This window comes from Viridibacillus sp. d25.2, from assembly GCF_055456015.2.
The window spans coordinates 4,364,799-4,389,687 of sequence record NZ_CM196652.1 but is presented as its reverse complement, the minus strand read 5'-3'; the positions used below and the strand labels follow the sequence as shown (position 1 = coordinate 4,389,687).

Sequence of the window (24,889 nt, the reverse complement as noted above, 5' to 3'; positions counted from 1 at the left end):
ATTATTATTCGTTAATCATCTTCAAATAATCGAACATTAGAGAAACATTTGTATATCTCTCCAAAGAGGCAAGGTCAGCAGAAATGTTCTTCCAACTTTCCGTATACTTTTCATCTAATGTAATATCAGTAGAAGAAGTGGGTAAGAAATTAGAAAGAAACTCTTCTATAGGTTTTTGCTCATTATCTAAAAAGTCCTCAACCTCACGTACTTTATAACGTGTTTCTGGATTAGCTTCGTTAAATAGAACATGTTCAAGTGCTCTTGAAAAATAATAAATTTGATAATGTACTTTGCCAGATATAATGGTATTAAGCGTTCGCATAGTATGGATGTTTTTGCTTTTTAATTTGTTTCTTTCAATAATTTTAATTTGTTGATTACTACTAGGAACACTTATATTTAAGGAATTATAAAGTGTTAGTCTAATCTGCTTTTCATTAATAATAACCGCAGATTCGTCGATGAAGCAGCCATCTGTATCGGCAATTTGAATTATGGCCAATAAATCAGAAGTACCTAATTTCATTTTGTTAATATAATTTTTTACTCGGCCACCAATTAAGTTTTTTATATTAGTATTTTTCTGATTTAAATCGCCTAAAATATCCCCTTTAATAATATCGAATCTGATTTCATTATTAGTAAATAATGTTCGTATTCGATCGTATAATAATGCTTCTTCACAGGCACCTTCTACAAGCAACAGAACAACTTTTTTTGCTTGTTTACTCATTTATAATACCCGCTTTTCTAAATGCTCTTTTCATGTCATAGGCATTCGTTTCTTTATAAATTGCTTCATCTTGACCGCCTAACTGAATCGCTCGCAAATAGACATCTCGTGGATTATTAAGCTTTTTAACACCCTTCAACTGCATATAACGATTCTCTTCATTCGCAGTAGTGAACCATAAATCATGAATAGGCAGTACCTCTAAAATGCGTAAGTTATGAGAAGTGAAAATCAATTGGCCAGCTCCATTGTCATGGATAATTTCGAGTAGTTCACCTAATAAGTACTCAAATACGCCAGCGTCTAATTCATCAATAACAACGCATGCATTTGGATTGTTGTAAACAGCAATGAGTGTACTTAAGATAGAAATTATCTTTAATGTACCCTCAGATTCACATTTCAAAGGTAGCTCAATGTCGCCTTTTCGCGAGAGAAACTCAACAAGCACACCATCTGATCCATTGGTCATTTTCTGCGTATGAAGAACGTGGATTTTAATTTGTAATCCAGGAATAAGCATTTTGAGGACAATATTCGTTTGTTCTATTAATTCCTTCATTGCATCGAACATGTCTTTTGGTAACAAGGTGGTATCTTCTAATTTAGAAGGGATGACGCCACGTTTATTTTCGAGATGAACATTAAAAGGCATTGTAATATTGGAGATTAAGTTACCAAATTGCGTATTATCAATGATATGCAAATCTCTCTTGAAGTCATAAATAATATTTTGAATGAGCGCCATTTCTACCTCATTTAAATAATTAGGAAGAATATTTCTAACTTCTTTTCTAAAAATGAAAGAAGAATGATTTTCTTTAGAAAGATGATTAGCTACTAATACTTTAACTCGGCCATTTTCGTTTAATGAGGTGAGATTAGTAGTGCGGATAGTAACTTCCTCTTCGTTTTTTGAGAGTATATTTTTAAAGCGTTTACCACGTTTATTTTCTCGATAACTTAAACTTTCCGCCAGTACATTTAGTCTTTGATCACCATTTATGAGAGAAACATCATATTTTAAGAAAAACTCACCAAACTCATTTTTGATGATAAATTGGAAATTTAGTTTTAAAGACGATTCTCCGTAGTAAATATGCAAATGATGAACATGAGGAAGTTTTTTATATTTCCCACCATCTAAGAGTGCCGATAAAATTTGAAATGCTTGTACAACGGCAGTTTTGCCTGAACCATTTTGACCATAGAATCCAATAACATTAGCTTCTTCTAATTTGTTGAAATTGGTATCGACATGAAATTTTCCGTATTTTACGTTTTTAAGGTTGTTTAATGTGACATCTAGAACTTTTATAATCGGTTTCATGTACTTCCTCCTAAAAACGGACTGTCTATATTATTTAGATAAAAGATAAAAAATATACTAATTTTAATTATAAATTAGAAAATATAGGATGTCATTTTTGCGTGTGAAAGAAGATTCAGTTAGCATTTGAATCTGCTGAAATTAACATTTTTATAAAAAAAAGAGGTACTCATAGCCAACTATATTGGCTTATGAGCAACCTCTTTTTGCATGGTGATGTTGTATTTAGCTTTTTCATAATATACTTTTCCATCTTCAGAGATTTCCCAATAACCATACTGGGAATCTTTGCGGATAAAGTTTTTAATATTCAGCTGTTGACTAGCCCATCGAACATTGTTTTTCCATTGAGGTTTTTGACCATCACGTACAGTAATACGTGCTTCATCCTCAGTAATTTCGAATAACTCACGCATTTCCTCATAAGCATCACTAATTGCTACAGGTTCGTTGCAATTGTATAAATAAGCTAGTAAATTTGGCTCTATGTCTGTAGAGGTAGGAAGGATAGGACGTTTGTTTTTAATCTCCAAAGACAAATCCTTATACCCGTTTCTTTGTATCTCTTGCTCGATCAAGAACCGTATAGAATCTCCGATTTCAGATTGAGCACCGGCCCATCTCATAATGCCCTCATCACTTTTTCTTAATCTTAAAGTTAATGAGTTTCCGGCATGATATTGCTCCTTTGACATATGTTATCCCCCTGGAAGCCGATTATATCGATTTATTAATTGAATTTTTTTAGACGAGAATGGAGATAAACTTTTTTACCTTTTTCGCTAATGCTCCAAAATCCTCGTTTTGCATTATTAGCAGTATATTCTTTTTTCTTTAAATCCGTATGTGCACTTCTTACTTCATTTTCGAAAAGGCTTGCCCCGCTTTTTAGGGTTAATTTTTGTTGTTCAATAGTCAGTTGAAAAACATTGGCCATGGCTTTATAAACATCTTGAATAGGTACCTGTCTTTCTTTTAAATAAAGAAATTCAAAAAGACGATTTGTGATAATTTTGCGCTCCGGTAAGCCGACCTCTGGAGTTACAACATTGACATTTGACATAATGTAAAGCCCCCTTAGTTAGTAGAAGCAATAGTAAGTAGCTGCTAATATATCCATTGTAACACAATGGAATACATTAGTCGACAATGCAATGCATTGTAATATGTTTACGTAGGTTACGTTAACCTGGATTGAAAATAAGGTTGACACAACTTATATATTTTTTTACTATATTTATAAGTACATAAATATACAGGGGTGTAATATGACAACGAGTACAATGAACTCTAAAAGTAGATTGAGAACAGTCGATTTAGTATATTGTGCATTATTTGCAACACTAATGATGATTGGAACGAATATTACTTCTTTCGCACCGTTTATGGTAGTTGGTGGCGTACCAATTACATTGCAAGCATTCTTTGCTATATTGGCTGGTCTTGTATTAGGAAGTAGATTAGGTGCGATATCGATCACAGTGTATATGTTAATTGGTTTAGCAGGGGCACCTGTTTTTGCAGGTTTTAGGGGAGGTTTTGCACAAATTCTATCTCCGACGTTTGGCTTTATCGTGATGTTCATTTTAGGCGCTTATATTGCAGGAAAGATGGTTGAAAAAAACCATTCGAAAAAAATGTATATTGTAGCGTCAATAGTCGGGACATTAATAATATATTTAATTGGTACAAATTGGATGTACGCTGCGTATGTGCTCTGGGCAGAAGTACCAGAAGTATTTTCATATAAAGTTGCATGGCTTTGGATGATGGCACCGTTACCAAAAGATTTAATCTTAGCTGTTTTTGCAGGTATATTTGGACATCGATTACAAAAAGTTTTGAAAGTGGGGCAATCACGATGAATTATCAAGTACTAGCACAGCAAGTTCTAGAAGGGTATCAACTGACAGATAATGAAGCATTAGCAATATTGAAAAGCCCAGATGAAGATTTATTGCCTTTATTACATGCGTCTTATAAAATTCGTAATCATTATTATGGTAATAAAGTGAAATTAAATATGATTATTAATACAAAGTCAGGTCTATGCCCAGAAAATTGCGGATACTGCTCACAATCAATTATTTCAAAAGCACCAATAGAAAAATATGCGATGATGAAGCAAGACGAAATCGTCGCAGGAGCAGAGCGTGCAGCATCACTAAATGTAGGAACATATTGTATCGTTGCGAGCGGACGTGGTCCCGTAAATCGAGAAATTGATATTGTCGTAGATTCTGTAAAGGCAATAAAAGAAAAACATAGTGATATGACTATTTGTGCATGCTTAGGTATTTTGAAGCCAGAGCAAGCCCAAAAATTAAAAGAAGCTGGTGTGGATCGCTATAATCATAATATCAATACTTCTGCCAACCACCATGAGAACATTACGACATCACATACGTATGATGATCGTGTAAGAACAGTTGAATTAGCAAAAGAAGCGGGGATTTCACCTTGCTCAGGCGTTATTGTCGGTATGCGAGAGACAAAACAAGATGTGATTGCCATGGCGCGCAGCCTACACGCATTGGATGCAGATTCTATTCCAGTAAACTTTCTAAATGCAGTAGATGGTACACCTCTAGAGGGGACGCATGAACTAAACCCTCGTTATTGCCTGAAAGTATTATGCCTATTCCGTTTTATCAACCCATCTAAAGAAATTCGAGTATCTGGTGGCCGTGAAGTGAATCTTGGTACGCTTCAACCACTGAGCTTATATCCAGCAAACTCTATTTTCTTAGGTGACTACTTAACAACGGAAGGACAAGCAGGTGAAAAAGACCGTCAAATGTTAGAAGATTTAGGTTTTGAGATAGATTTAGAGCCTTTTCAAAGTGAATTACTAGTTAAATAGCAAAATACCCTCTACGTAGGTTAATACGAGAGGGTATTTTTTGTTTAATGTATTTCTAACGCTTTAGTTCAGCTTAGAATACACAATCTCTAGGGATCCAACCAATCTCACCAATTGAATTTTTAATAAGGATATAGCCATCCGTAGAATGATCTAAGAGCCATACTTTCTCTGATTTTTGTACTGAAAGAAATGTTGTACTGATTCCGTGGGTGCATATTGATTTTCCATCAACGTTTTGTAAATATTCGTTTTTAATCCATTGTTGTTGCTGGAGATTGATGTTATCACAAAGTGTAAAATACTGTTCTTGTTGAATGGTTTCCATTTCATAGTATGGATAAGTAACAGTACCTACTCGGAAAGTTGTATCGAAATGATCTTTTTGGATAATGACCTCATCGGTTAAATCGTCAACATAATATGAAGTGTATGTATTACCTTGAATAATTAAAGCATTTAATTGTCCATCTTCTTTTATTCGATTTCCACCATCTATTGCAGTTATTTTCTTGTCCCAATCGATTAATGGTAAATGTGAAGTTCTTTGTTTAGCTTTATAATTTACTACTGGCCAATGACCGACAATCACCATTTTGTCAGCTTGATGATTTTTTTCAAAAAAGGCTTTAGCTTGCAAAGCAAATGTTTCATCAGTTTGCTGCCAATCTTCTTTATTTTCAATTCCTGCGTGAACAACTATAAATTGATCTGTTTCAATTGCATGAGGTAATTGTTCAAGCCATGTTAACGTTTCTTTAAAGTGTTGACGGTAATATTGGGCTAATAGTCCTAAATTCTCGAAATCATTTAATGATTTATGATGGACAGCTAACATGTCGTTTAAAATGGATTTCTTTCTTTTTTCTATGTAAGGAAGAATACTTTGGTCACCATTTTCTACATAACGGAACAATACATCGCAGTTGCCTTTTGTGACATGTACGTTAGTTGAGTAATTACATAGCGTTCGTACATACTCTACGACTTCTAAACTATCGTCACCTTTCTCACACATATCACCATTGATAATTAAATAGTCATTTGGTGTGTAATTAACTTTATTAAGTAATCTTTTAAATAAATCTAAACTTGCGTGAATATCCGAAATAATAATAACTCTTTTTTCTTTTTCTATATGAATCTTTTCTATTTTCATCGTGGTTAATCCCTCTTTTATGTAAAAGTAATAGTAGTGTCTAGTAATTCAATGACATAAGTCGAAAATCCTGCGTAAATTAAAATAAATTCTCTCCTCACTAAACAAAAATAACATCAAAAATATACTGATTATCAAGATTAAATAAGTGAAGAAGATTTATAAATAGGGCAAATCCACTTAGAAATACAGCGATTTTCTGGATTTGAGCGTGTAATATGAAATTTAATAGAACTTACAATTGCTGTTGACACTTTTATTATTAAGGTTTATATTGGTAAAAGTAACTGATACTGATAATCATTATCAATGATACACTAAATAAGTAGGCCTACTTATATAAACTACTACATAAAGGAGATTTAACAGATGAAAATGAATAAGTTTTGGATATTTGGATTAGCGGTATTTCTAGTAGCCTGTGGAGGAAAAGAGACAACACCGAAAAAAGAGGAAAATAAAGCGGTAGAAACAGAAGAAACAGCTTCAAAAGAGCAAACAATCCAATATCTAGATAAATCATATACTTTACCATCTAAAGTAACTAATATTATCGCTGCAAGTTTAGAATCTATGGAAGATGCGGCAATACTTGGTGTAAAACCACTTGGAGCGGTAACAACTGCTGGAAAATTGCCAGAATATCTTGCTAGTGATTTAGAAGGTGCAACTTCAATTGGTGAAAAAATGCAACCAAACTATGAAACGATTTTAAAATTAAAGCCAGATGTTATTTTAGGTTCTTCAAAGTATCCAGATGAAGTGGTAGAGCAATTAAATAAAATTGGAACGATGATCCCTGTATCACATATTTCTACGGATTGGGAAGCTAATCTACTATTAATGGGTAAGTTGACAGGTAAAGAATCTGAAGCAGAAAAAATTATTAACGATTACAAAACAGAGGCAGAAGCTGCAAAAACTAAAGTAGCTGAAAAAGTTAAAGACCAGAATGTGTTTGTAATACGTATCCGTGCCAATAGCATGTTTGTTTATCCAGCTGGTGTGTATTTGAATCCCGTTATTTATGAGGATTTAGGATTAAAAGTTCCTGAATTAATTACTAAAACTGCTGCTCAAGAAGAAATCTCAATTGAAACTTTGGCTGATATTAATCCTGATATTATTTTCTTGCAATTCGAGAAAAGTGAAAATGATGGAAAAACTGTTGCATTAGATGATGTATTAAAAAACCCTATCTTCAAGAGTACTAAAGCTGCTAAAAACGACAAAGTATTTGTGAATGTAGTAGAACCTATGGCACAAGGTGGTACAGCTTGGAGTAAAGAAAAATTCTTAAATGCAGCTGTTGAAAATCTATCGAAATAATGAGTAAATCTATGATTAATAAAATGAAGAAACCTAAATCTGTACCAATCCTAATCATGAGTACCGCACCTTTCTTCATCGTATTTACAATTGCATTATCGATCTTATATGGCACAAAGGATATTGATGTTACTACAATTTGGCTGGCGATTACACAATTTGATTCGGGAAATGTGGACCATAATATAATAATGCAATCCCGTTTGCCACGTGTCTTAGCTGCTCTACTTGTAGGGGCTTTTCTCGCAATATCAGGTGCTATTATGCAGGGGATGACAAGAAACTATCTTGCTTCCCCTTCTATTATGGGTGTAACGGATGGTTCAGCATTTGTAATAACAATTTGTATGATTTTTTATCCTGGCATGTCTAATTTTAATCTAATCATATTCTCTATGGTTGGTTCAGCTGTTGGAGCGGGGATTGTATTTGGTTTTGGTTCACTAATGAGAAATGGGCTATCTCCCGTAAGGTTGGCAATTATCGGTACAGTTATTGGAACCTTTTTAAGCAGTATATCAGCAGCACTTTCTACATACTTTCAAGTTTCACAAGATATGAGTTTTTGGTATAACGCCAAAATTCATAAGGTTGACCCCGATATACTTTTACTTGCTTTACCATTTGGTTTAGTTGGTCTTTTACTTGCATTATACATTGCTAAATCAATTACTATTTTATCAATTGGCGAGGATATTTCGATTAGTCTTGGTCAGCGTACAAAATGGGTTAAGGCTATTAGTATATTAATAGTCGTTTGTTTAACCGGGACTGCAGTGGCTCTTGTAGGGAAAATCGGTTTTGTAGGATTAATTATTCCACATATTACGAGATTTCTTGTAGGTGTTGATTATCGCTTTATCATCCCTTGTTCCGCAATTATCGGTGGTGTCTTTTTAGCGCTGTGCGACGTTGGTAGTCGATTTATTAATTATCCTTTTGAAACGCCAGTTGGTGTCGTTACATCCTTAATTGGTGTGCCTTTCTTTCTCTATTTAATTCGTACGAGAGGGGGAGAACATCGTGCATAAACAATATCGTACAAGCTTTATGATGAAGATTATTGTCGCGATCTCGTTTATTTTTATTGCTATGTACATCCATATTACAAATGGCACTTTCGATATGTCGATTAAAGATGTTGTCACAACATTGTTGCGAATTAATCCAAACAATGATTTTGATCTAGTTATCTTTCATTTCCGGCTTCCTCGAATTGTTATTGCCGCCCTTGTAGGTCTAGGGTTAGGAATTGCGGGTACAGTTATTCAAGGAATCACAAGAAATGGCTTAGCTGATCCAGGGATATTAGGTATCAACGCTGGCGCCGGTACTTCTATTGTAGTGTTCATGTTTCTTTTTCAGATGCAGTTAGTTGCATCTGGTAGCTCTAATTGGTTATCAATCTTATTGATGCCTTTGTTTGGGTTTGTTGGTGGGATAATTGCAGCAATTATTATATATAGTTTTTCGTGGAAGAATGGAAAGCTAGATACGCAACGTCTGATTTTGACGGGTATTGCCATCAGTTCAGGATTCGGAGCTCTTTCAATTTTTATCTCACTAAAAATGCGTGAAAGTGATTTTGAAATGGCGACGGTTTGGATGACTGGAAGTATCTATAATGCAAACTGGATTTTCATCGTTGCAATGCTACCTTGGCTTCTGATTTTGGTACCTATAATCTACAGAAAAGCTTATTTATTGGACTATTTACAGCTTGAAGAAGCAACAGTTAAAAGTCTAGGTATTGAAATTGAAAAAGAAAAATCGATATTGCTTTTATGTAGCATCGGTGTGATTAGCGCATGTGTTGCAGTATCAGGGAGTATATCCTTTATTGGATTAATGGCTCCTCATATTGCAAGACAACTTGTAGGTATACAACATCGGTATGTTATTCCTATGAGTGCTGCAGTAGGAATGCTACTAGTCATCTTCTCTGATTATATTGCAAAAACAGTATTCGCCCCTGCGGAAATTCCTGTAGGCATCATAGTAGCAATTTTAGGTGTGCCTTATTTTTTATATTTATTAGTTAAATCAAAAGCGTAAAAGGAGAACCGATAAATGGTGACAAGTGTTATTAGAGCGAAACAATTGACGGCAGGATATGAAAAAGTGACGGTTTTTTCAGATTTGAATACGACAATTAAAGAAGGACAAATAACAACAATTATCGGTCCAAATGGATGTGGTAAATCAACTTTATTAAAAACAATTGGACGAATCTTAAAACAACAAAGTGGTAATGTATTTTTACAAGAGCAAGACATGAAGACGATTTCGACAAAGGAGATTGCAAAGCAACTGGCACTCTTATCTCAAAATCCAGAAGCACCTTTACAATTAAAAGTAGAGGAGCTTATTTCTTACGGTCGCTTCCCGCATCGAAAAAATGTAGGTACTTTATCAAATAAAGATATTGAAGTGATTGAATGGGCTATGGATATAACGAAAACGACTTCTTTTCGTGATCGAGAAATCGCCCAACTTTCAGGTGGTCAACGCCAAAAAGTATGGCTAGCAATGGCTCTTGCACAAGAGACAAGTATTTTGCTGTTGGATGAACCAACGACTTATTTAGATCTTGCGCACCAACTTGAAGTACTGAAGATTGTAGAGCGTTTAAATAAAGAGCATCATTGTACCGTAATAATGGTATTACATGATATCAATCATGCTGCACGTTTTTCTCATGAAATCATCGCAATGAAGGATGGAGAAATTATTACTGTTGGTACGCCAAAGGAAATTTTAGAAAAGGACATTCTAAAGCAAGTGTTCAATATTGATGCACGCATAATGATTGATCCTGATAATGGGGCACCAGTGTGTTTTGGATATGATACTTTCTTAGAGCAGGAATAGGGGGAAACACCATGAAAGCAATAAATAAAGTTACGCAAGACAATACAGAACAATGGCTATACTATTCTGATGAAATGGATTATTCATATGATATAAAAGTATCATTACCTAGTTCACCCCCACCTGTCGATGGCTACCCTGTTATTTATATGTTAGATGGAAATTCATACTTCCAATTTGCTCAAGGTATTGTAAGTTTACAGTCTAGGAATGCCCCGAAAACTTTAGTAAATGAGGCCATTATAGTAGGTATTGGACATATAGATGAAGGTAAAGATACTTCCAAACGTAGATTTTACGACTTTACTGCACCAGCAGAAAAGTATGTTTATCCAGATCGCCTAAAGGATTTTGATGTTGGGATCCACGGAGGAGCACTTAAATTTCTTGATTTTGTCGAGTTAGAGTTAAAACCTAAAATAGAAAGACGCTATTCTATTAATAAGGAAAAGCAAGCTCTGTTTGGACATTCACTCAGTGGTCTTTTTACATTATGGACGCTTTTTACAAAACCAAAAGCCTTTCAAACTTATCTAGCTTTAAGTCCATCAATCTGGTGGAATGATCAAGAAATTTTAACATACATGGAACGATTTCTGAAACAATCGGAAGAGTATGGGAAGAAGAACCTTTACATTGCAGTAGGTGAGTGTGAAGGCTTTATGGTCGACGATGCAAAACAGTTGTTCAGCCAATTAAGCGTCGATCAACAAAATTATGTGGAATGTGAATTCTACTGTGCTCCAGAAGAAAATCATGCATCTGTTGTGCCTACAGTCATGAGTAGAGCAATTCGTTTTGCAAATAAATACTAGTAAAGACTTTGAATTAACTGCGATTTGGACATGAATTATTAACATTGGTCTGTAGCATGTCAGTTAAGTTAGGGTATTCTATTAGGGTGATTTTGGCGAAACCTCACCTTGGAATTCGTGTTTGAATGGTGGGTAAATCGAAGAAGTTTGCATACCTTGTCCTATTTTCAGTACTATGCGCATTGTGTAAAAATACAACTTTTCAATGGGGCTATCTCTAAGTCTATTTTTGACTTAGAGATAGCCCCATTTATTTTTTAAACGAAGATATCTCCGTGATTCTTGTCCATGTGTTTTTTAAAAGCATAAAATAAAATTAATGAACATTTTGAGTATTTTGAAATAGTATGAGAGATTAATGCAACACTAGTAATTCATTTTATAAATAAATACACTATTTTACATTTAGTCATATATAATTAATTCGTTGTTACATGTGCATATATAGTCGACTTATAAGAAATTGTAGGTGATTATGTTGTGAACAACGTCAAAGAATACAGAGAAGTGAAGCGATTAACACAATTAGAGTTGGCTAAAAAGGTGGGAGTTGCAGGACAAACAATTAATCTTATTGAGAATAATAAGTATAATCCGTCGTTAGTTTTATGTATTGAAATAGCAAAAGTCTTAAAAACAGATTTAAATACATTATTTTGGGAGATATAAAAATGGAAAAAGGAATAAAAAAGCAATTATATAATAATTTTATTGGAGCAATAGATGATCGAGATGAATATCAAAAACAAGAAATTAATAGGGAATTAGCAGTTGCTGGTATGGGGTTATTTTCCTTTGTTATAATATTTATGTTTATTTTATTGATAATAGATACAATTAATAATACTTTATCAGTTGGTACAATAGGTCTATTTGTAATTATATATTTATATTCACTATACATTATTATAAAGCTACGTAAAAATAAATTAAATGATACAGAATGTAGTAGTGAACAGAATTATAAATTAATGAAAAAATCTTTAAAAAAGCAAGGTGTAAAAGCCGGTTTTATGTGGGGTTTTTTCATGTTGGTAACAAATAGCTATTTATTACCTTTCTTAGATACAGGAAATTCAAATGCCTCTTGGTTTGATTTTATTTTATGGAGCGTAATGGGATCCCTTTTTGGAATTATTATGTACTTATTTGCTATTTCAAAATTACAAAAAGTTTATTGAATTTTTAAATTAGAGAGAATGCAGTTAGGGGTACTAACCAAATTGAGCATAAGGAATTTCTTAAATGTTAATTCAAAGTTAATTTTTAGTGATGAAAGATGAATGAAGTACTCAATAGAAGAACGAATACAAAAGAGTTATCCGCTAGTATGGCGGATAGCTCTTTTTAACTTCTTTCAGCGGGTGTCCAAACACTCGCTGAAAGAAGTTAAAGCCTCCGGCGGATGTCACGGAATCGGAAAGGAGTTCTTTGTGCAAGCACAAAGCCGATTCCGGACGCAATTATGCCGAGGCATAATTGATTTTTATGTGGTCTTTGTAAAAAAATTTCAAACATCTGCTTATTTTTTGTTATTTAATTTCATATCGTAATAACACGGAAAATCAAAAAAAATACAAGGGTGTTGTCATGATAGATGAGTATTTCAATCAAATAATTCAAAAAAAACTACTTCCAGGAGCAGTTATTAGTGTACATCAGGATTCGAAGCGATTAATGACTAAGAGTTACGGATATTACACAGGGAAGGATGCACAATTGTATGCAGTCACAGAAGATACCCTTTTTGATTTAGCATCTTTAACAAAGGTTGTTGCTACACTTCCAGCTACCTTATATTTACTTAGCAGAAATGAACTTCAATTAGATCGAAAGGTGTCGGAAATTATACCGGCATTTCGTTTTCGAGAAGTGACAATTCGACATTTATTACAGCATAGCTCAGGATTACCTGCAGGATTATTGCCAAAAGTAGAGAGACATCATAACAGGAATATAATGAGTGAAATAATGGCATCCAATTTAATTTATAGTCCAGGTCAAACTGTCGCTTATAGCGATCTAGGTATGATTTTATTAGGCAAAATAATAGAAATAGTGACGGGAGAATCGTTAAATCAATTTGTACAATGCCATCTATTTAATGCGTGGAATATGCCTAATACGCAATTTCTATTACCAAAAAGTCATACGCATAAAGTGGCATCTACTGAACTGGTAAGAGGGCAATATGTTCAAGGAGAGGTACATGATGAGAAGGCGCTTTTGCTAGGCGGTGTATCTGGAAGTGCAGGCTTATTTTCAAGTGTGAATGATTTAGTTTTGTATTCAGAGTATTGGTTAGGTATTCGACAACAGTCGGTTATTCCATTCAATTGGATGGAGTCAGCATATAAGAATACGTTTTTAGGAAGGGGTCTTGGGTTTGAAGTGCGGACTGATGATGAGTTCTCAGTATCCTTTGGAGAGAGGGTGAGCGTAGGGTCTTTCGGACATACAGGATTTACGGGCACTAGTATTTGCATGGATCATGAAAAAAAAACTTCTATCGTTTTATTAACAAATGCCGTGCATTATGGAAGAAATAATTCGATGAGAGAAATCAGAAGACAGATTCACGACCTGATCTATGAGGAATTATTTAACTAATTTTGGAGTGGAGGAACAGACGTGAAGTTATTGAATAAGTGGTTCTTTTTGTTTGTACTTTTGTTGACAATCATATTGGCTGGATGTAGCTCAAAAGATAAATCTGCTGACACTAGCAAGGGAGATAATGGTTTAGACTCATTAAAAGAAGTGTCACTAACAATCGGTAGCTGGCGTACAGAAGATGTAGCAAAATACGAAAAAGTAATCGCCTTATTCAACAAAGAACATTCAGATATTAAAGTAACATTCAGTCCTACAAAAAACACCGAATATAATACGGTATTAAATACGTCGTTACAAGCAGGAGAAGGCCCGGATATTATTCATTTACGCCCATATGCTGCCGGATTAAAATTAGCAGAATCAGGATTTATAGGAAAAATTAACGATTTGAATGGATTAAATGTATTTTCCGATGAAGCACTACAAGCTTCTCGAGATGCGGAAGGTAATCAGTATGGGGTACCAATTAATTTTAGTTCTACTCAATTCTTCTATAATAAGAAGATTTTCAAAGAACAAGGCTTAGAAGTACCGAATACATGGGATGAATTCATTCAATTAAATGACAAACTTCTAGCAAAAGGAATCACACCTATTGCGATGGGTACAAAGGAGAGTTGGTTATTATCTCTACTCCACGGCATTATCGGTCCAGGTGTATATGAAGGCAATGATTTCTATAAATCAGTTTTAGCTGGAGAAAGGGATTTCACAGATGCAAAGTTTAAAGAATCCATTCAAATTATGAATGATCTAAAGAAATACTTCCCTAAAAACTCGGAGGGCCTAGGGATGGATGATATCCGTACAGAGTTCGCATTAGAAAAAGCTGCCATGTTCCCATTAGGTAGCTGGGAAATCCCAGTTGTTTCTGAAATGAATCCAGATTTAGATTTCGGATTTTTCCCAATGCCATCTAAAGAAGGCAATAAGACTGTGACAACATGGGTTGATGGTTCATTTGCAATAAATGCCAATTCAAAAAATAAAGAGGAAGCAAAGGTATTTTTAGAATTTTTAACTACTAAAGAATTTGGAGAACTATTTGTAAAAGAATTCTCAATGATTAGTGCAATGCCTGGAATTTCTTCAGATCAAGCTTTATTGGGTGAACTTAGTAAAGCAGTGGAGTCTAATGCAACACCTTATTTGTGGGTGACTAATTTTACAGGAGGAGACCCAACAACAAAAACAGTACTTGAAACTGAACTCCAAGGAATGTATTTAGGTGATGTAAAAGTAGATGATGTGGCGAAAAAAGTGCAAGAAAATGCAAAGACGTGGTTTAAACCATTTCAATAAATAATAATAGCCCTCACTGAAAAGAGGTGAGGGTATATTGTTTCAATTAAAGGAGGCTTTGGTATATGACAAAAGCGACAGTTCCATCGATAAAAAAGAAACGGAGTTGGGCAAAGTGGACAATTCACTTATTCCCTATACCTGCATTAATCATTTATGGAATGTTTGTGTTATATCCAATAATGGCAGCCCTATCCTATAGTTTTTTTGAATTTAAAGGAATGAATAGAGGGAATTTTGTTGGCCTTCAAAACTTCGTTACACTTTTTACAAAAGAGCCTTACGGATCTATGTTTTGGAATGCGTTTAAGCATAATGGACTTTATTTTATTATACAGATGATTGTGATGAATGGACTTGCCTTCTTTTTAGCTTTTATCATCTATAAAAGAATTCGAGGTTCAGAGTTTTTCAAAGCTGCCTTCTTTTTACCAAGGGTACTCTCGGTTATTGTAGTCGGTTTTTTATGGAAACTTATTTTAAATCCGAATTATGGCACAGTTAATGTTTTGCTTGAAAAGCTTGGGCTAGAAAGTTTACAAAGAGCCTGGTTAGGCGATCCGGATACAGCCCTAATTGTTATTATTTTAGTGAATTGTTGGTTTGGTATTGGATTTGGTGTCCTGATTTTCTTAGCCGGCTTTCAAGGAATTTCAAGTGAACTTATTGAAGCAGCCAGATTAGATGGAGCAAAGGGCTTTAAGATGATGTCTAAAATCTATTTGCCATTAATGATTCCTTCCATTATGATCATGGGCGTTTTGACGTTCATCCAATCATTTGAAGCCTTTGAACTTATATACGCTATGCAGGGGTCGATGGGTGAACCCTATTATTCTACAGATACATTAGCAGTGTTCTTTTACAGACTAGCATTTGGTAGTTCAACTGCATCCGGTTCAACGTCTATTGGCTTAGGCTCAGCTTTAGCGACATGTTTATTCTGTTTCATTTTAATATGTACTACAGTTTTCTTACGCTTGATGAATAAAAAAGATGTTGAGATGTGAGAGGTGAGAAAATGAAGCAAGGCACTATTTGGACTAAACCCTTCTATTATATTGTCGTTTTTATTGCAGCGACAATTAGCTTGTATCCAATTTTGTTAATGATTCTTTCTTCATTCAAAACGAGTGCAGAAATTTTTAAAGATCCTTTAGGATTACCAACAAGTCTTAGCTTAGATACTTATCGGACGTTATTATCAAAAGTTCCTTTTACTACTTATTTTATGAATAGTGTCATAGTAAGTTTTGTATCCGTAGCGCTGATTGTCATTGTATGTTCTTTAGCAGCTTATTATATTGCACGTTTTAAATTTTCATGGACTAATGCCATATTCTTTATTTTCTTATTAGGGATGATGATTCCGATTAAGCTAGGTATTGTACCATTATTTATTTTGATGAGAGATTTAGGATTGATTAATTCGCTTTGGTCATTAATTTTCATGAATGTTGCAACAGGTATTCCGTTAACGATGCTTATTTTGACAGGCTTTTTCCGCACTATGCCAACAGAATTAGAGGAAGCCGCTCGAATGGATGGGGCGGGAAATATAAGAATACTCTGGTATGTGTTATTACCCATTATGCGACCAGCTTTAGGTACTGTAATTATCATTAATTTTATATCTGCATGGAATGATTTTTTCTTCCCTCTAATTTTTATAACTGAAAAAGCGAAAATGACTATTCCAGTAGGCATGATGTCATTATTTGGTGAACATTCAGCGGATTGGGGATCGCTTTTTGCAGGTTTAACTCTAGCGTCATTGCCAATGATTTTACTTTTTTTCATTGCTTCAAAGCAGTTTATGGAAGGACTGACGGCAGGTGCAATTAAATAATCGTTATATTATTGGAATAGATGGTGGCGGTACTAAAACTCAAGCAGTGATTGGCACTAGTGAGGGCGAAATTCTGGCTGTTGTAACTGGTGGCGGTTCGAATATAAAATCCATTCCAAAAGCGAAAGTAGAAGTTCAAATAGGTGTTTTATTAGAGCAATTGTTAAAAAAGGCAGCTATTCATAAAACAGAGGTCAATTCAATTTTTGTATGTACAGCAGGTGGTGATCGTGAAGAAGACATACTCTGCTGGAATAAATGGATACAAGATTTTTTTCAATCGTACCCTTGTAAAATTCAAGTTAAGAATGATGCAGTAGCAGCATTAGTGAGTGGCACATTTCAAGTTGACGGGTTAGTTTTAATAGCTGGCACCGGCTCTATTGCTTATTTAATGCAAGATAATGGTCGTAAAATTCATCGAGCAGGGGGATGGGGTTATCTCTTTGGTGATGAAGGAAGTGGTTATTATATGGGGATTCAAGCGTTACGTTATATTTCACAGCTTAACGACTTACAGGGAGAACTAGATGAATTTGCAGTGGAGGTTCTCAATTATCTTCAACTCAAGAATCCTGTAGAAATTATTACGAAAATATATGAACAAGATCAACCACGTTTGATTGTGGCATCTATTGCAATGCCTATTTTGGAACTAGCAGAGCGTGGTAATGATGTTGCTTGTCGAATTGTATTTGACGCTGTTAATCAATTGGTACACCTATTAGGAGTTATATACTCGAGAGAAGAAAGTGCTAAAACATTACCAATTGTTGTTTGTGGTGGATTATTTGAAAATGAGTATTTCTTTCAACAATTTGAGCAGACTTTAAGCTTGACCTCTAGTGATAATGTATTAATTAAACCGTCTGTGTCACCAGTAGTTGGTGCATTTATTTTAGCCCTTCTTGATATGTCCATCCCCATTACTAAGAAATTGAAAGTCGATTTGTTACAGACATGGATGAAAGTTGATCTTGAAAATAAGATTAGGAGGGATTGAACTTCTATGGAGCGAAATCCAAAACTTAAGACAGAAGCGCATCATAGGGAGACAACAAACTTAGATTTAATGTCTGTAGCTGAAATTATAAAATTAATGAACCAGGATGACCTTAAAATTCCACAAGCTATTGAAAGGGTACTACCTGAGATAGAAAAGACGATAAAGGTTGTCCATCATTCGTTAGAAAAAGGTGGTCGATTATTCTATGTTGGAGCTGGAACAAGCGGCCGAATTGGTTTGTTAGACGCGGTGGAATGTCCTCCTACATTTAGTACATCACCAGAAGTAGTACAGGCAATATTAGCAGGTGGGATTGATGCAGTTGTCTTAGCCATAGAAGGCGCAGAAGATGATGAACACTGGGGACAATCCAGTCTAAAAGAACATGGTTTAACAGAACATGATGTGGTAATCGGTATTGCGGCAAGCGGTAGTACCCCCTTTGTAAAAGGTGCTTTAGTATATGCACGCTCTATTGGTGCGAAAACAATGAGTTTAACGAGTAATCCAAAATCAATCATTAGTGAATATACTGATATCGCCATTGAGGTAGATACAGGTCCAGAGATCTTAACTGGATCCACAAGATTGAAGGCTGCATCTGCACATAAAATGGTATTAAACATGATTTCTACAGCTACTATGGTTCAATTAGGTAAAGTATATAAAAATTTAATGGTTGACTTGCATGCCAGTAATAACAAATTAAAAGAACGTGCAAAAAGAATTGTTTGTGAGGCTACTGAAGTCACATACGAACAAGCGGAGCAGGTATTAGTTAAAACAGGTTACGAAGTGAAACCTGCGATAGTTATGCTATTAACACAGTCAACTTTGAATGAGGCGAAACAATTTTTAGAAAAATCAAAAGGGCATGTTCGTGCAGCAATTCAACAGAAGGATCTCTAGTTAAAGGAAATAAAATAATGGATCTTCTTAAATATTGAATAGAGAAGCAGGGGGAATGACAATAGAGAAGATGAATTCTGGATTGCTAATACTTGCTGAAATGGAAGCTAGCTTGCCGCCTTCTGAGCGGAAAATTGCACAATATATTTTAAAGTACCCTGCTAAAGCAATTAAAATGACGGCTGTAGATATTGGCAAACAGAGTCATACTAGCAGTGCTGCAGTCATTCGCTTATGTAAATCATTAAATTTAAGTGGCATACAAGAATTGAAACTAAGAATTGCAGGTGATTTACAACGTGAAAAAATAGACATTCGTGATATTGAACCGAATGAACCGTTAGAGTTAACAATCGATAAAATTACAAAGCATAGTATGCAAATCTTGCATGAGACTGCAGATTTAATCGACCAAAAAGAGCTAATGCATGCTGCAGAAGCAATGTTAAATGCTAAGAGAATTTTCTTTTTTGGTGTTGGAGCATCAGCAATTGCCGCAATGGATGCGTATCAAAAGTTTTTACGTATCAATAAATACTGTATGTTTTTAACGGATTTACATTTGGGAGCTACAGCGGTTGTTAATGCTGATGAGGGAGATGTTGTTGTAGGCATTTCATTTTCAGGAGAAACGCATGAGGTAGCTAAAGTATTAGAGATTGCAAATAATGTAAATGCTACAACAATTAGTCTAACAAGATACGGAAATTCACTCGTCTCTAGTTTGGCAGATATTTGTTTATATACTTCACCTAAAGTGGAAGCCACATTAAGAAGTGGTGCTACTTCCTCACGTTTAGCTCAGCTGCATGTCTTAGATATATTATTTATGTGCGTGGCAACGAGTACATATAATGATACGATAGAGTATTTAGATCATACTAGAACAGCCATTAACAACTTGCATGAAAAAGTAGGTAAACGTAAAGATAGCTATTTGTAAAAAAGAAGTACTAGTTCATTAAACTGTAGCTGGCACTTCTTTTTTAATTCGAGCGAGGACAAGATGCAGGCTTTGGAAAAAGCGTTGCAAACGTTCTAAATTTATAGGAAATAACGAGGTGTTTAAAGAGCTACAGTTGTGGCTCTTTTTATTTTTGATAAATTAAAAATTTTACTTAATTTCTTCGAAATCTAGCCGATAGGACTAAAGAACCTTATGGGGTTTTGGTGTATATAGTTCAAAGATAACTTTTTATAGTATATTATAGATAATGTAAAGAAAAATTTTCCATTTTAAGAACAGAGGGGGAAGTTCAGAATGAAGGGAATGTCTAAGTTAAGCAATAAAGTTTTTGTGTTTGTTGTTATTGCTGTCGTATTAATAATTGCAGCTTTTTCAATAACTCTGTATTCAAATACAAATAAATCTGTTGAAGAGACGATAGGGAATCAGACTGTACACATTGGTGAAAATGTTGCAGCCCAGTTAGATGCTGAGAAATTTAAAGATATACTAGATCATCCAGAAGAATCGGAATTGTATTGGAAACTACGTGATGAATTAAATGATATTCGTGTAAAGAATGGTGTCCAGTATTTATATACTATGACAGTGGTAGAAAAAGGTGGAACAGCGAAAATGTTAGTTGACGGTTCGCCTAAAGATGTAGATGATTCGCCGATTGGTTCAGAAGCATCAACAATTAATGATGACATTATGAAGGCTATTAATAAGGATGGTTATTATCATTCGGGAATAGAAAATTTTGAGGGCTATGGTGATTTACTATCTGCAATTGTTCCTATGAAGAATGCCGATGGTAAGATAATCGGACTTATTGGTGTTGATGTTGATGCCGGTGATGTAAAAGAAGTAAAGTCGCAGATATTACGATCGATTTTGCCAATTGTAATAGGTATTACTTTAATAATCGGAGTGGTTTCAATATTCCTTATTCGCCGTTTTACAAATCTTACTCTTCAGCCATTGACTGTTTTACAGGAGGCAGCTGTACAGTTTGCTGATGGTGATATTGTTGGCGCTGAGCAGAAACTAGAATCTGTAAAATTTAAAGGAAACAATGAAATTACTCGTTTTGAAGTAGCGTTTTCAGAATCATTGACAAAGTTAAAGGGTACTTTTACAGAGGTGCTGCATACATCCGAAGAATTGAAAAATGTTATTGATCAAATTAGTGCATCTACACAAACGGTACATACGTCAAATAACGAAATTGCCGATAGCATTTTACATATTGCATCTGGAAGTGAACAGCAAAAGGTCAATAATGGTGAAGTGATGAATGCAATGGAAGAAATGGTTGTCGGGATTCAAAGAATGGCTGATTCCACATCAAATATTTCACAAGCATCCATTGACATGACCACTCTAGTTGAATCAGGAGTGAAGGAATCAGAAATGGTTGTTGAACAAATCAAAAATGTAGAGCAGTCAGTATTAGGAACAGCAGACCATGTCACAGAAATGGCCGAAAAATTCCGCTCAATTGAAGAAATGGTTGAAGTGATTACAAGTATCGCTGATCAAACAAATTTACTAGCTTTAAATGCCGCAATTGAAGCCGCAAGAGCAGGCGAGTCAGGTAAAGGCTTTGCAGTTGTAGCAGACGAAGTGCGTAAACTTGCTGAAATGTCTCGCAATTCTGCTGAGGATATTCGTGAACATCTCCAAAACTTTAGTAGCACGGCAGAAAGTGTAGTAAAAGAAATGAATGAGAGCTCACATGAAGTGAAAGAGGGTAGCGTAGCAGTCAGCTCAATAGGCAAAAAATTAAATGCTATTTTACAATCCGTACAGCATGTGAATGAAGAAATTCAAGAAGATTCCGCTGTCGTGGAACAAATGTCTGCAAGCTCAGAGGAGGTTCTTGCTTCTACTGAGCAAATGAATGGCATCGTAGTAAACAATGCAAAACGTGCTACAAGAGTCGCAAGTGCATCAGATCAGCAAGTACAAATCATCGAGGAGTTAAGCAATATTAGTGAATATTTGGCTAGTAATGCTGATGAAATGATGACATTGATCAAACAGTTTAAAGTGAAGTGAAAATAAGAGAAAGAGTCGTTAAATTTAGAGCACTGAAAAAGTCCATAAAATGAATTTTAGCCATGGTGGGAACGATTAATCGTTCCCACCATGGCTTTTTCTTCTATGCCGTTAATTTCCGTTTCGGCGGACGCTTTCCTAGGGCGAACCTTGAGCCTCCTCGTAGCTAACGCTCCTGCGGGGTCTCAAGATGTTCGCTGTTTCCCAAGGAGCCGCCGCCTGAACTCCAATCATCTAGTTTATCTTTTTTCTGAGTTTTCCATTCTTTCCGATTCACACCTAACTCTTTATAATGAAAGGACTAATTTAGGGGAAAGTATTTCAGTGAATTAAACAAAATATTTTAGAATAGAAGGTTAATTAAATCTAGGGGAAGTTCTTAGTGAAAAATAAAACCGCAGTCTGATGACTGCGGTTATAAATATTATTTATTTAGTTTTTTTATAAACACAACTTTTAAATAGTTGAACTCAGGGAAGTCGCGGTTTGCGCGGAAATCCTTTGGTAATGAGGATTGTTCAACAATTTTATAGCGAGTGTTTGAATCTTTAAATGCTTTATCGATAAATGTCTTGAACTTTTTCATACCGAAGCTTGCGTTGTTTGTTGAAGCGACAATAATACCATTTTTCTCCGTAATAGCAATTGCGTCCATTAGCAATTTTGGATAGTCTTTAGCTGTACTAAATGTCATTTTTTTCGAACGTGCAAAGCTAGGAGGATCAAGTACTACTAAATCATACTTCATGTTGTGGCGAACGGCATATTTGAAGTAATCAAATACATCCATTACTTTAATATTCTGCGCTTCATAATCGATACCATTAACGCTCAATTGTTCAATCGTTTTAGCTAAGCTACGTTTTGCAAGGTCAACACTTGTTGTTTCTTTAGCGCCACCAAGAGCAGCAGCAACTGAGAATGCACCAGTGTAAGAGAAAGTGTTCAGCATATTTGTATCTTCTGCGTAATAGTCACGGATTGTACGGCGTACATCGCGTTGATCAAGGAAAATCCCAGTCATAGCACCATCATTTAGATTTACTGCGAAATTCATACCATTTTCTTTAATAATGATAGGGAAATCCCCAGGTTCACCCATTACAAAATCATCTTGTTCAATATATTGACCTTTCGTATCAAAACGTTTTTTCTCATAAATAGCTTTGAATTCAACTAATTCGGCAAGTGCATCATAAATATATTGTTTGAAGCTATATATCCCATCACTATACCAACTAACCATATAATAGCCATCAAAATAATCGATTGTTAGACCGCCAATGCCGTCCCCTTCACCGTTAAATACACGGAATGCCGTTGTTTGGCTATCCTCGAAAAAGTCAGCACGGTGATCTAGTGCAGTTTTCAATTTAGTTTTGAAAAATGCCTCATCAATCTCTTCATGTTCTTTTGTCGTAAGGACCCAACCAATTCCTTTATTTTGATTACCATAATAGCCGGTTGCTAAATAGCGATTAGCGCGGTCTACAAGACGGATTAGTTCCCCTTCTTCACGTAGCATATCTGTATTAACTACAGCTTCTTTTAAAATTAATGGATAGCCTCTTTTTAAATCTGCAAGAAAGCTTTGATCCACTCTAAGTGTTATCATTTTTGTCATCATGTCATCCTTAATATTCGTTTTCATCATTATCGCATTTTTCGCCAAAAATTGCGAAATTAATGGGAAAGTTTAAGTTAAGTCCAATCAATAAAAGAGGCATTTTAGCAATAAAAGCAATCGTATCCCAATAATCTAAAAATTCATAGTAAAATAATAATAATGAGTACCAAGGGGGCAATGAAGATGCATTATGATGTGATTGTTGTTGGAGCAGGTTCCATGGGAATGGCTGCGGGCTATTTTCTTTCAAAGAGTGGGAAAAAGACTTTACTATTAGATGCATTTAATCCGCCGCATGATAAAGGAAGTCACCATGGTGAAACACGTATTATTCGTTACGCATATGGTGAAGGAGCGGAGTATGTACCACTCGCATTACGTGCACGTGATCTATGGCAAGATCTTGCACAGCAAACAGGCAAGGAGATTTTCCTTCAAACCGGCGTTATCAATGTTGGGAAAAAAAATATTCCTTTCATAAAAAACGTGATTGAGAGTGCTAAAAAATTTAATCTGCCACTCGAAGTCATGACGGCAACTGAAGTGAATGAAAAGTGGAAGGGTATGCAACTACCAATAAATTTCCTCGGTTGTTTTGAACCTACTTCAGGGGTACTGAGAGTAGAATCATGTGTAGAAGCTTATAAAGAATTAGCGATAAATGAAGGAGCAACTATTCGTACAAATAGCCGTGTTGTTAAAGTTGATCCACAACTTGAGAAAGTTATAATTTATACAGAAGATGGTGTAACGTTCACTGCAAACTCGGTAATAATTTCTGCTGGTGCTTGGGCTGGAGATTTATTAACTCAGCTGGATTTAGAACTTCCGTTAAATCCAATCCGCAAAACATTTGCTTGGTACGACGTAGACGAGAAATTCTACAATCAAAACGATTTTCCTGCTTTTACTTTCGAGCTTGAGGATAGTATTTACTATGGCTTTCCGAGTATCGATGGCGCAGGATTAAAAGTTGGCAGGCACGATGGAGGAGAGACTATTAATCCAGATGAGGACAAACTTGCATTCGGTGAGGTAACGGGGGATGCAAAAGATTTAACTGAGTTCCTAGATGAATTTATGCCGAGAGAACATGATTTGAAATTCGGCAAAACGTGTATGTACACAATGACGCCGGATGAAGATTTCATCATAGATGTCCATCCAAAACATCAAAATATCGCCATCGCAGCTGGTTTCTCTGGACATGGTTTCAAATTTGCTAGTGCTGTCGGGGAAGTATTGAGTGATCTTGTTACAAAAGGTTCAACAGAATTAGATATAGGACCGTTTTCTATTAAACGGTTTAAATAAATTAAAGCAACGAATTATGAATACTATTAGAGCTCCGCAGAGAATAGCTGCGGGGCTCTTTATATTTCAAAAGCGAAATGAACGTCTGTCTTCTTTACGCACATATTAAAAATATGATAAATTCCATGCATTTTGTTTTATTAGTAATAATTT

At 35.1% G+C, this 24,889-nt stretch carries 24 protein-coding genes; 18 read left to right on the top strand and 6 right to left on the bottom strand.

The genetic code is table 11. The features are described from left to right. Window positions 1-4 precede the first annotated feature (4 nt). The 4 genes from ACZLO7_RS21410 to ACZLO7_RS21395 all read right to left on the bottom strand — a co-directional run bounded on the left by ACZLO7_RS21410 (window position 5) and on the right by ACZLO7_RS21395 (window position 3,129). Window positions 5-736 carry a hypothetical protein gene (locus ACZLO7_RS21410; RefSeq protein ID WP_464938550.1) on the bottom strand — a complete coding sequence of 244 codons (732 nt, stop codon included), beginning with the start codon at window positions 734-736 and terminating at the stop codon, window positions 5-7. Further along, complete coding sequence (locus ACZLO7_RS21405; RefSeq protein ID WP_464938551.1) at window positions 729-2,066, bottom strand: AAA family ATPase; 1,338 nt, start codon at window positions 2,064-2,066, stop codon at window positions 729-731. Before ACZLO7_RS21405 ends, ACZLO7_RS21410 begins: the two co-directional genes overlap by 8 nt. A gap of 179 nt (window positions 2,067-2,245) precedes the next feature. Then, window positions 2,246-2,761: a winged helix-turn-helix domain-containing protein gene (locus ACZLO7_RS21400; protein ID WP_464938552.1), complete on the bottom strand. Its 516-nt coding sequence runs from the start codon at window positions 2,759-2,761 to the stop codon at window positions 2,246-2,248. Between the two features lie 35 nt (window positions 2,762-2,796). Beyond that, window positions 2,797-3,129 carry a winged helix-turn-helix domain-containing protein gene (locus tag ACZLO7_RS21395; RefSeq protein ID WP_464938553.1) on the bottom strand — a complete coding sequence of 111 codons (333 nt, stop codon included), beginning with the start codon at window positions 3,127-3,129 and terminating at the stop codon, window positions 2,797-2,799. Window positions 3,130-3,334: 205 nt separating this feature from the next. Between ACZLO7_RS21395 and ACZLO7_RS21390 the strand changes: the two genes are divergently transcribed. After that, on the top strand, window positions 3,335-3,931 hold the full coding sequence (locus tag ACZLO7_RS21390; protein ID WP_464938554.1) for a biotin transporter BioY: 597 nt from the start codon (window positions 3,335-3,337) through the stop codon (window positions 3,929-3,931). Continuing rightward, the gene (gene bioB / locus ACZLO7_RS21385) at window positions 3,928-4,929 is read left to right on the top strand and encodes a biotin synthase BioB (protein ID WP_464938555.1); all 1,002 of its coding nucleotides are present in this window, start codon (window positions 3,928-3,930) and stop codon (window positions 4,927-4,929) included. Before ACZLO7_RS21390 ends, bioB begins: the two co-directional genes overlap by 4 nt. 73 nt (window positions 4,930-5,002) lie before the next feature. Here the strand turns inward: bioB and ACZLO7_RS21380 are convergent, their stop codons facing one another. Further along, window positions 5,003-6,088: a metallophosphoesterase gene (locus tag ACZLO7_RS21380; protein ID WP_464938556.1), complete on the bottom strand. Its 1,086-nt coding sequence runs from the start codon at window positions 6,086-6,088 to the stop codon at window positions 5,003-5,005. A gap of 369 nt (window positions 6,089-6,457) precedes the next feature. Here ACZLO7_RS21380 and ACZLO7_RS21375 point away from each other — a divergent pair, with 369 nt between their 5' ends. The 15 genes from ACZLO7_RS21375 to ACZLO7_RS21305 all read left to right on the top strand — a co-directional run bounded on the left by ACZLO7_RS21375 (window position 6,458) and on the right by ACZLO7_RS21305 (window position 21,795). Next, window positions 6,458-7,417 (top strand): ABC transporter substrate-binding protein, encoded by a 960-nt coding sequence (locus ACZLO7_RS21375; RefSeq protein ID WP_464938557.1) that lies wholly within the window; start codon window positions 6,458-6,460, stop codon window positions 7,415-7,417. 23 nt (window positions 7,418-7,440) lie between these two features. After that, entirely contained in the window at window positions 7,441-8,448 is a 1,008-nt protein-coding gene (locus tag ACZLO7_RS21370) for a FecCD family ABC transporter permease (RefSeq protein WP_464938585.1), read from the top strand. 19 nt (window positions 8,449-8,467) lie between these two features. Then, the gene (locus tag ACZLO7_RS21365; RefSeq protein ID WP_464938586.1) at window positions 8,468-9,472 is read left to right on the top strand and encodes a FecCD family ABC transporter permease; all 1,005 of its coding nucleotides are present in this window, start codon (window positions 8,468-8,470) and stop codon (window positions 9,470-9,472) included. Window positions 9,473-9,487: 15 nt separating this feature from the next. Next, window positions 9,488-10,288, top strand: a complete 801-nt coding sequence (locus ACZLO7_RS21360; protein WP_464938558.1) for an ABC transporter ATP-binding protein — start codon at window positions 9,488-9,490, stop codon at window positions 10,286-10,288. 11 nt (window positions 10,289-10,299) lie between these two features. Then, on the top strand, window positions 10,300-11,103 hold the full coding sequence (locus tag ACZLO7_RS21355; protein ID WP_464938559.1) for an alpha/beta hydrolase: 804 nt from the start codon (window positions 10,300-10,302) through the stop codon (window positions 11,101-11,103). Between the two features lie 480 nt (window positions 11,104-11,583). Next, window positions 11,584-11,772 (top strand): helix-turn-helix transcriptional regulator, encoded by a 189-nt coding sequence (locus ACZLO7_RS21350; protein WP_464938560.1) that lies wholly within the window; start codon window positions 11,584-11,586, stop codon window positions 11,770-11,772. A 2-nt stretch (window positions 11,773-11,774) separates the two neighbouring features. Beyond that, window positions 11,775-12,284: a DUF3278 domain-containing protein gene (locus tag ACZLO7_RS21345; RefSeq protein ID WP_464938561.1), complete on the top strand. Its 510-nt coding sequence runs from the start codon at window positions 11,775-11,777 to the stop codon at window positions 12,282-12,284. A 409-nt stretch (window positions 12,285-12,693) separates the two neighbouring features. After that, window positions 12,694-13,713: a serine hydrolase domain-containing protein gene (locus ACZLO7_RS21340; RefSeq protein ID WP_464938562.1), complete on the top strand. Its 1,020-nt coding sequence runs from the start codon at window positions 12,694-12,696 to the stop codon at window positions 13,711-13,713. A gap of 21 nt (window positions 13,714-13,734) precedes the next feature. Next, window positions 13,735-15,021: an ABC transporter substrate-binding protein gene (locus tag ACZLO7_RS21335; RefSeq protein WP_464938563.1), complete on the top strand. Its 1,287-nt coding sequence runs from the start codon at window positions 13,735-13,737 to the stop codon at window positions 15,019-15,021. Between the two features lie 65 nt (window positions 15,022-15,086). Further along, window positions 15,087-16,031, top strand: a complete 945-nt coding sequence (locus tag ACZLO7_RS21330) for a carbohydrate ABC transporter permease (RefSeq protein ID WP_464938564.1) — start codon at window positions 15,087-15,089, stop codon at window positions 16,029-16,031. Between the two features lie 11 nt (window positions 16,032-16,042). Beyond that, window positions 16,043-16,870 carry a carbohydrate ABC transporter permease gene (locus ACZLO7_RS21325; protein WP_464938565.1) on the top strand — a complete coding sequence of 276 codons (828 nt, stop codon included), beginning with the start codon at window positions 16,043-16,045 and terminating at the stop codon, window positions 16,868-16,870. After that, a complete protein-coding gene (locus tag ACZLO7_RS21320) occupies window positions 16,857-17,873 on the top strand; it encodes an N-acetylglucosamine kinase (protein WP_464938566.1) in 1,017 nt (338 codons plus the stop codon). Before ACZLO7_RS21325 ends, ACZLO7_RS21320 begins: the two co-directional genes overlap by 14 nt. Window positions 17,874-17,879: 6 nt before the next feature. Then, window positions 17,880-18,785, top strand: a complete 906-nt coding sequence (murQ, locus tag ACZLO7_RS21315) for an N-acetylmuramic acid 6-phosphate etherase (RefSeq protein WP_464938567.1) — start codon at window positions 17,880-17,882, stop codon at window positions 18,783-18,785. Between the two features lie 61 nt (window positions 18,786-18,846). Beyond that, complete coding sequence (locus tag ACZLO7_RS21310; RefSeq protein ID WP_511261427.1) at window positions 18,847-19,728, top strand: MurR/RpiR family transcriptional regulator; 882 nt, start codon at window positions 18,847-18,849, stop codon at window positions 19,726-19,728. Window positions 19,729-20,046: 318 nt separating this feature from the next. After that, window positions 20,047-21,795, top strand: coding sequence for a methyl-accepting chemotaxis protein (locus ACZLO7_RS21305; protein ID WP_464938568.1), 1,749 nt, complete (start codon window positions 20,047-20,049; stop codon window positions 21,793-21,795). A 424-nt stretch (window positions 21,796-22,219) separates the two neighbouring features. On the opposite strand, the gene ACZLO7_RS21300 is transcribed toward ACZLO7_RS21305, so the two are convergent. Continuing rightward, the gene (locus ACZLO7_RS21300) at window positions 22,220-23,419 is read right to left on the bottom strand and encodes a class I SAM-dependent rRNA methyltransferase (protein WP_464938588.1); all 1,200 of its coding nucleotides are present in this window, start codon (window positions 23,417-23,419) and stop codon (window positions 22,220-22,222) included. A gap of 186 nt (window positions 23,420-23,605) precedes the next feature. On the opposite strand from ACZLO7_RS21300, the gene solA reads away from it, so the two are divergent. After that, a complete protein-coding gene (gene solA / locus ACZLO7_RS21295) occupies window positions 23,606-24,736 on the top strand; it encodes an N-methyl-L-tryptophan oxidase (RefSeq protein ID WP_464938569.1) in 1,131 nt (376 codons plus the stop codon). Window positions 24,737-24,889: the final 153 nt, after the last annotated feature.

What these genes read in the sequence shown, in the direction of transcription:
- ACZLO7_RS21410 (WP_464938550.1), bottom strand. Translation starts at nt 736, where the DNA reads ATGAGTAAACAAGCAAAAAAAGTTGTTCTGTTGCTTGTAGAAGGTGCC.
- ACZLO7_RS21405 (WP_464938551.1), bottom strand. Translation starts at nt 2,066, where the DNA reads ATGAAACCGATTATAAAAGTTCTAGATGTCACATTAAACAACCTTAAA.
- ACZLO7_RS21400 (WP_464938552.1), bottom strand. Translation starts at nt 2,761, where the DNA reads ATGTCAAAGGAGCAATATCATGCCGGAAACTCATTAACTTTAAGATTA.
- ACZLO7_RS21395 (WP_464938553.1), bottom strand. Translation starts at nt 3,129, where the DNA reads ATGTCAAATGTCAATGTTGTAACTCCAGAGGTCGGCTTACCGGAGCGC.
- ACZLO7_RS21390 (WP_464938554.1), top strand. Translation starts at nt 3,335, where the DNA reads ATGACAACGAGTACAATGAACTCTAAAAGTAGATTGAGAACAGTCGAT.
- bioB (WP_464938555.1), top strand. Translation starts at nt 3,928, where the DNA reads ATGAATTATCAAGTACTAGCACAGCAAGTTCTAGAAGGGTATCAACTG.
- ACZLO7_RS21380 (WP_464938556.1), bottom strand. Translation starts at nt 6,088, where the DNA reads ATGAAAATAGAAAAGATTCATATAGAAAAAGAAAAAAGAGTTATTATT.
- ACZLO7_RS21375 (WP_464938557.1), top strand. Translation starts at nt 6,458, where the DNA reads ATGAAAATGAATAAGTTTTGGATATTTGGATTAGCGGTATTTCTAGTA.
- ACZLO7_RS21370 (WP_464938585.1), top strand. Translation starts at nt 7,441, where the DNA reads ATGAAGAAACCTAAATCTGTACCAATCCTAATCATGAGTACCGCACCT.
- ACZLO7_RS21365 (WP_464938586.1), top strand. Translation starts at nt 8,468, where the DNA reads ATGATGAAGATTATTGTCGCGATCTCGTTTATTTTTATTGCTATGTAC.
- ACZLO7_RS21360 (WP_464938558.1), top strand. Translation starts at nt 9,488, where the DNA reads ATGGTGACAAGTGTTATTAGAGCGAAACAATTGACGGCAGGATATGAA.
- ACZLO7_RS21355 (WP_464938559.1), top strand. Translation starts at nt 10,300, where the DNA reads ATGAAAGCAATAAATAAAGTTACGCAAGACAATACAGAACAATGGCTA.
- ACZLO7_RS21345 (WP_464938561.1), top strand. Translation starts at nt 11,775, where the DNA reads ATGGAAAAAGGAATAAAAAAGCAATTATATAATAATTTTATTGGAGCA.
- ACZLO7_RS21340 (WP_464938562.1), top strand. Translation starts at nt 12,694, where the DNA reads ATGATAGATGAGTATTTCAATCAAATAATTCAAAAAAAACTACTTCCA.
- ACZLO7_RS21330 (WP_464938564.1), top strand. Translation starts at nt 15,087, where the DNA reads ATGACAAAAGCGACAGTTCCATCGATAAAAAAGAAACGGAGTTGGGCA.
- ACZLO7_RS21325 (WP_464938565.1), top strand. Translation starts at nt 16,043, where the DNA reads ATGAAGCAAGGCACTATTTGGACTAAACCCTTCTATTATATTGTCGTT.
- murQ (WP_464938567.1), top strand. Translation starts at nt 17,880, where the DNA reads ATGGAGCGAAATCCAAAACTTAAGACAGAAGCGCATCATAGGGAGACA.
- ACZLO7_RS21305 (WP_464938568.1), top strand. Translation starts at nt 20,047, where the DNA reads ATGAAGGGAATGTCTAAGTTAAGCAATAAAGTTTTTGTGTTTGTTGTT.
- ACZLO7_RS21300 (WP_464938588.1), bottom strand. Translation starts at nt 23,419, where the DNA reads ATGACAAAAATGATAACACTTAGAGTGGATCAAAGCTTTCTTGCAGAT.
- solA (WP_464938569.1), top strand. Translation starts at nt 23,606, where the DNA reads ATGCATTATGATGTGATTGTTGTTGGAGCAGGTTCCATGGGAATGGCT.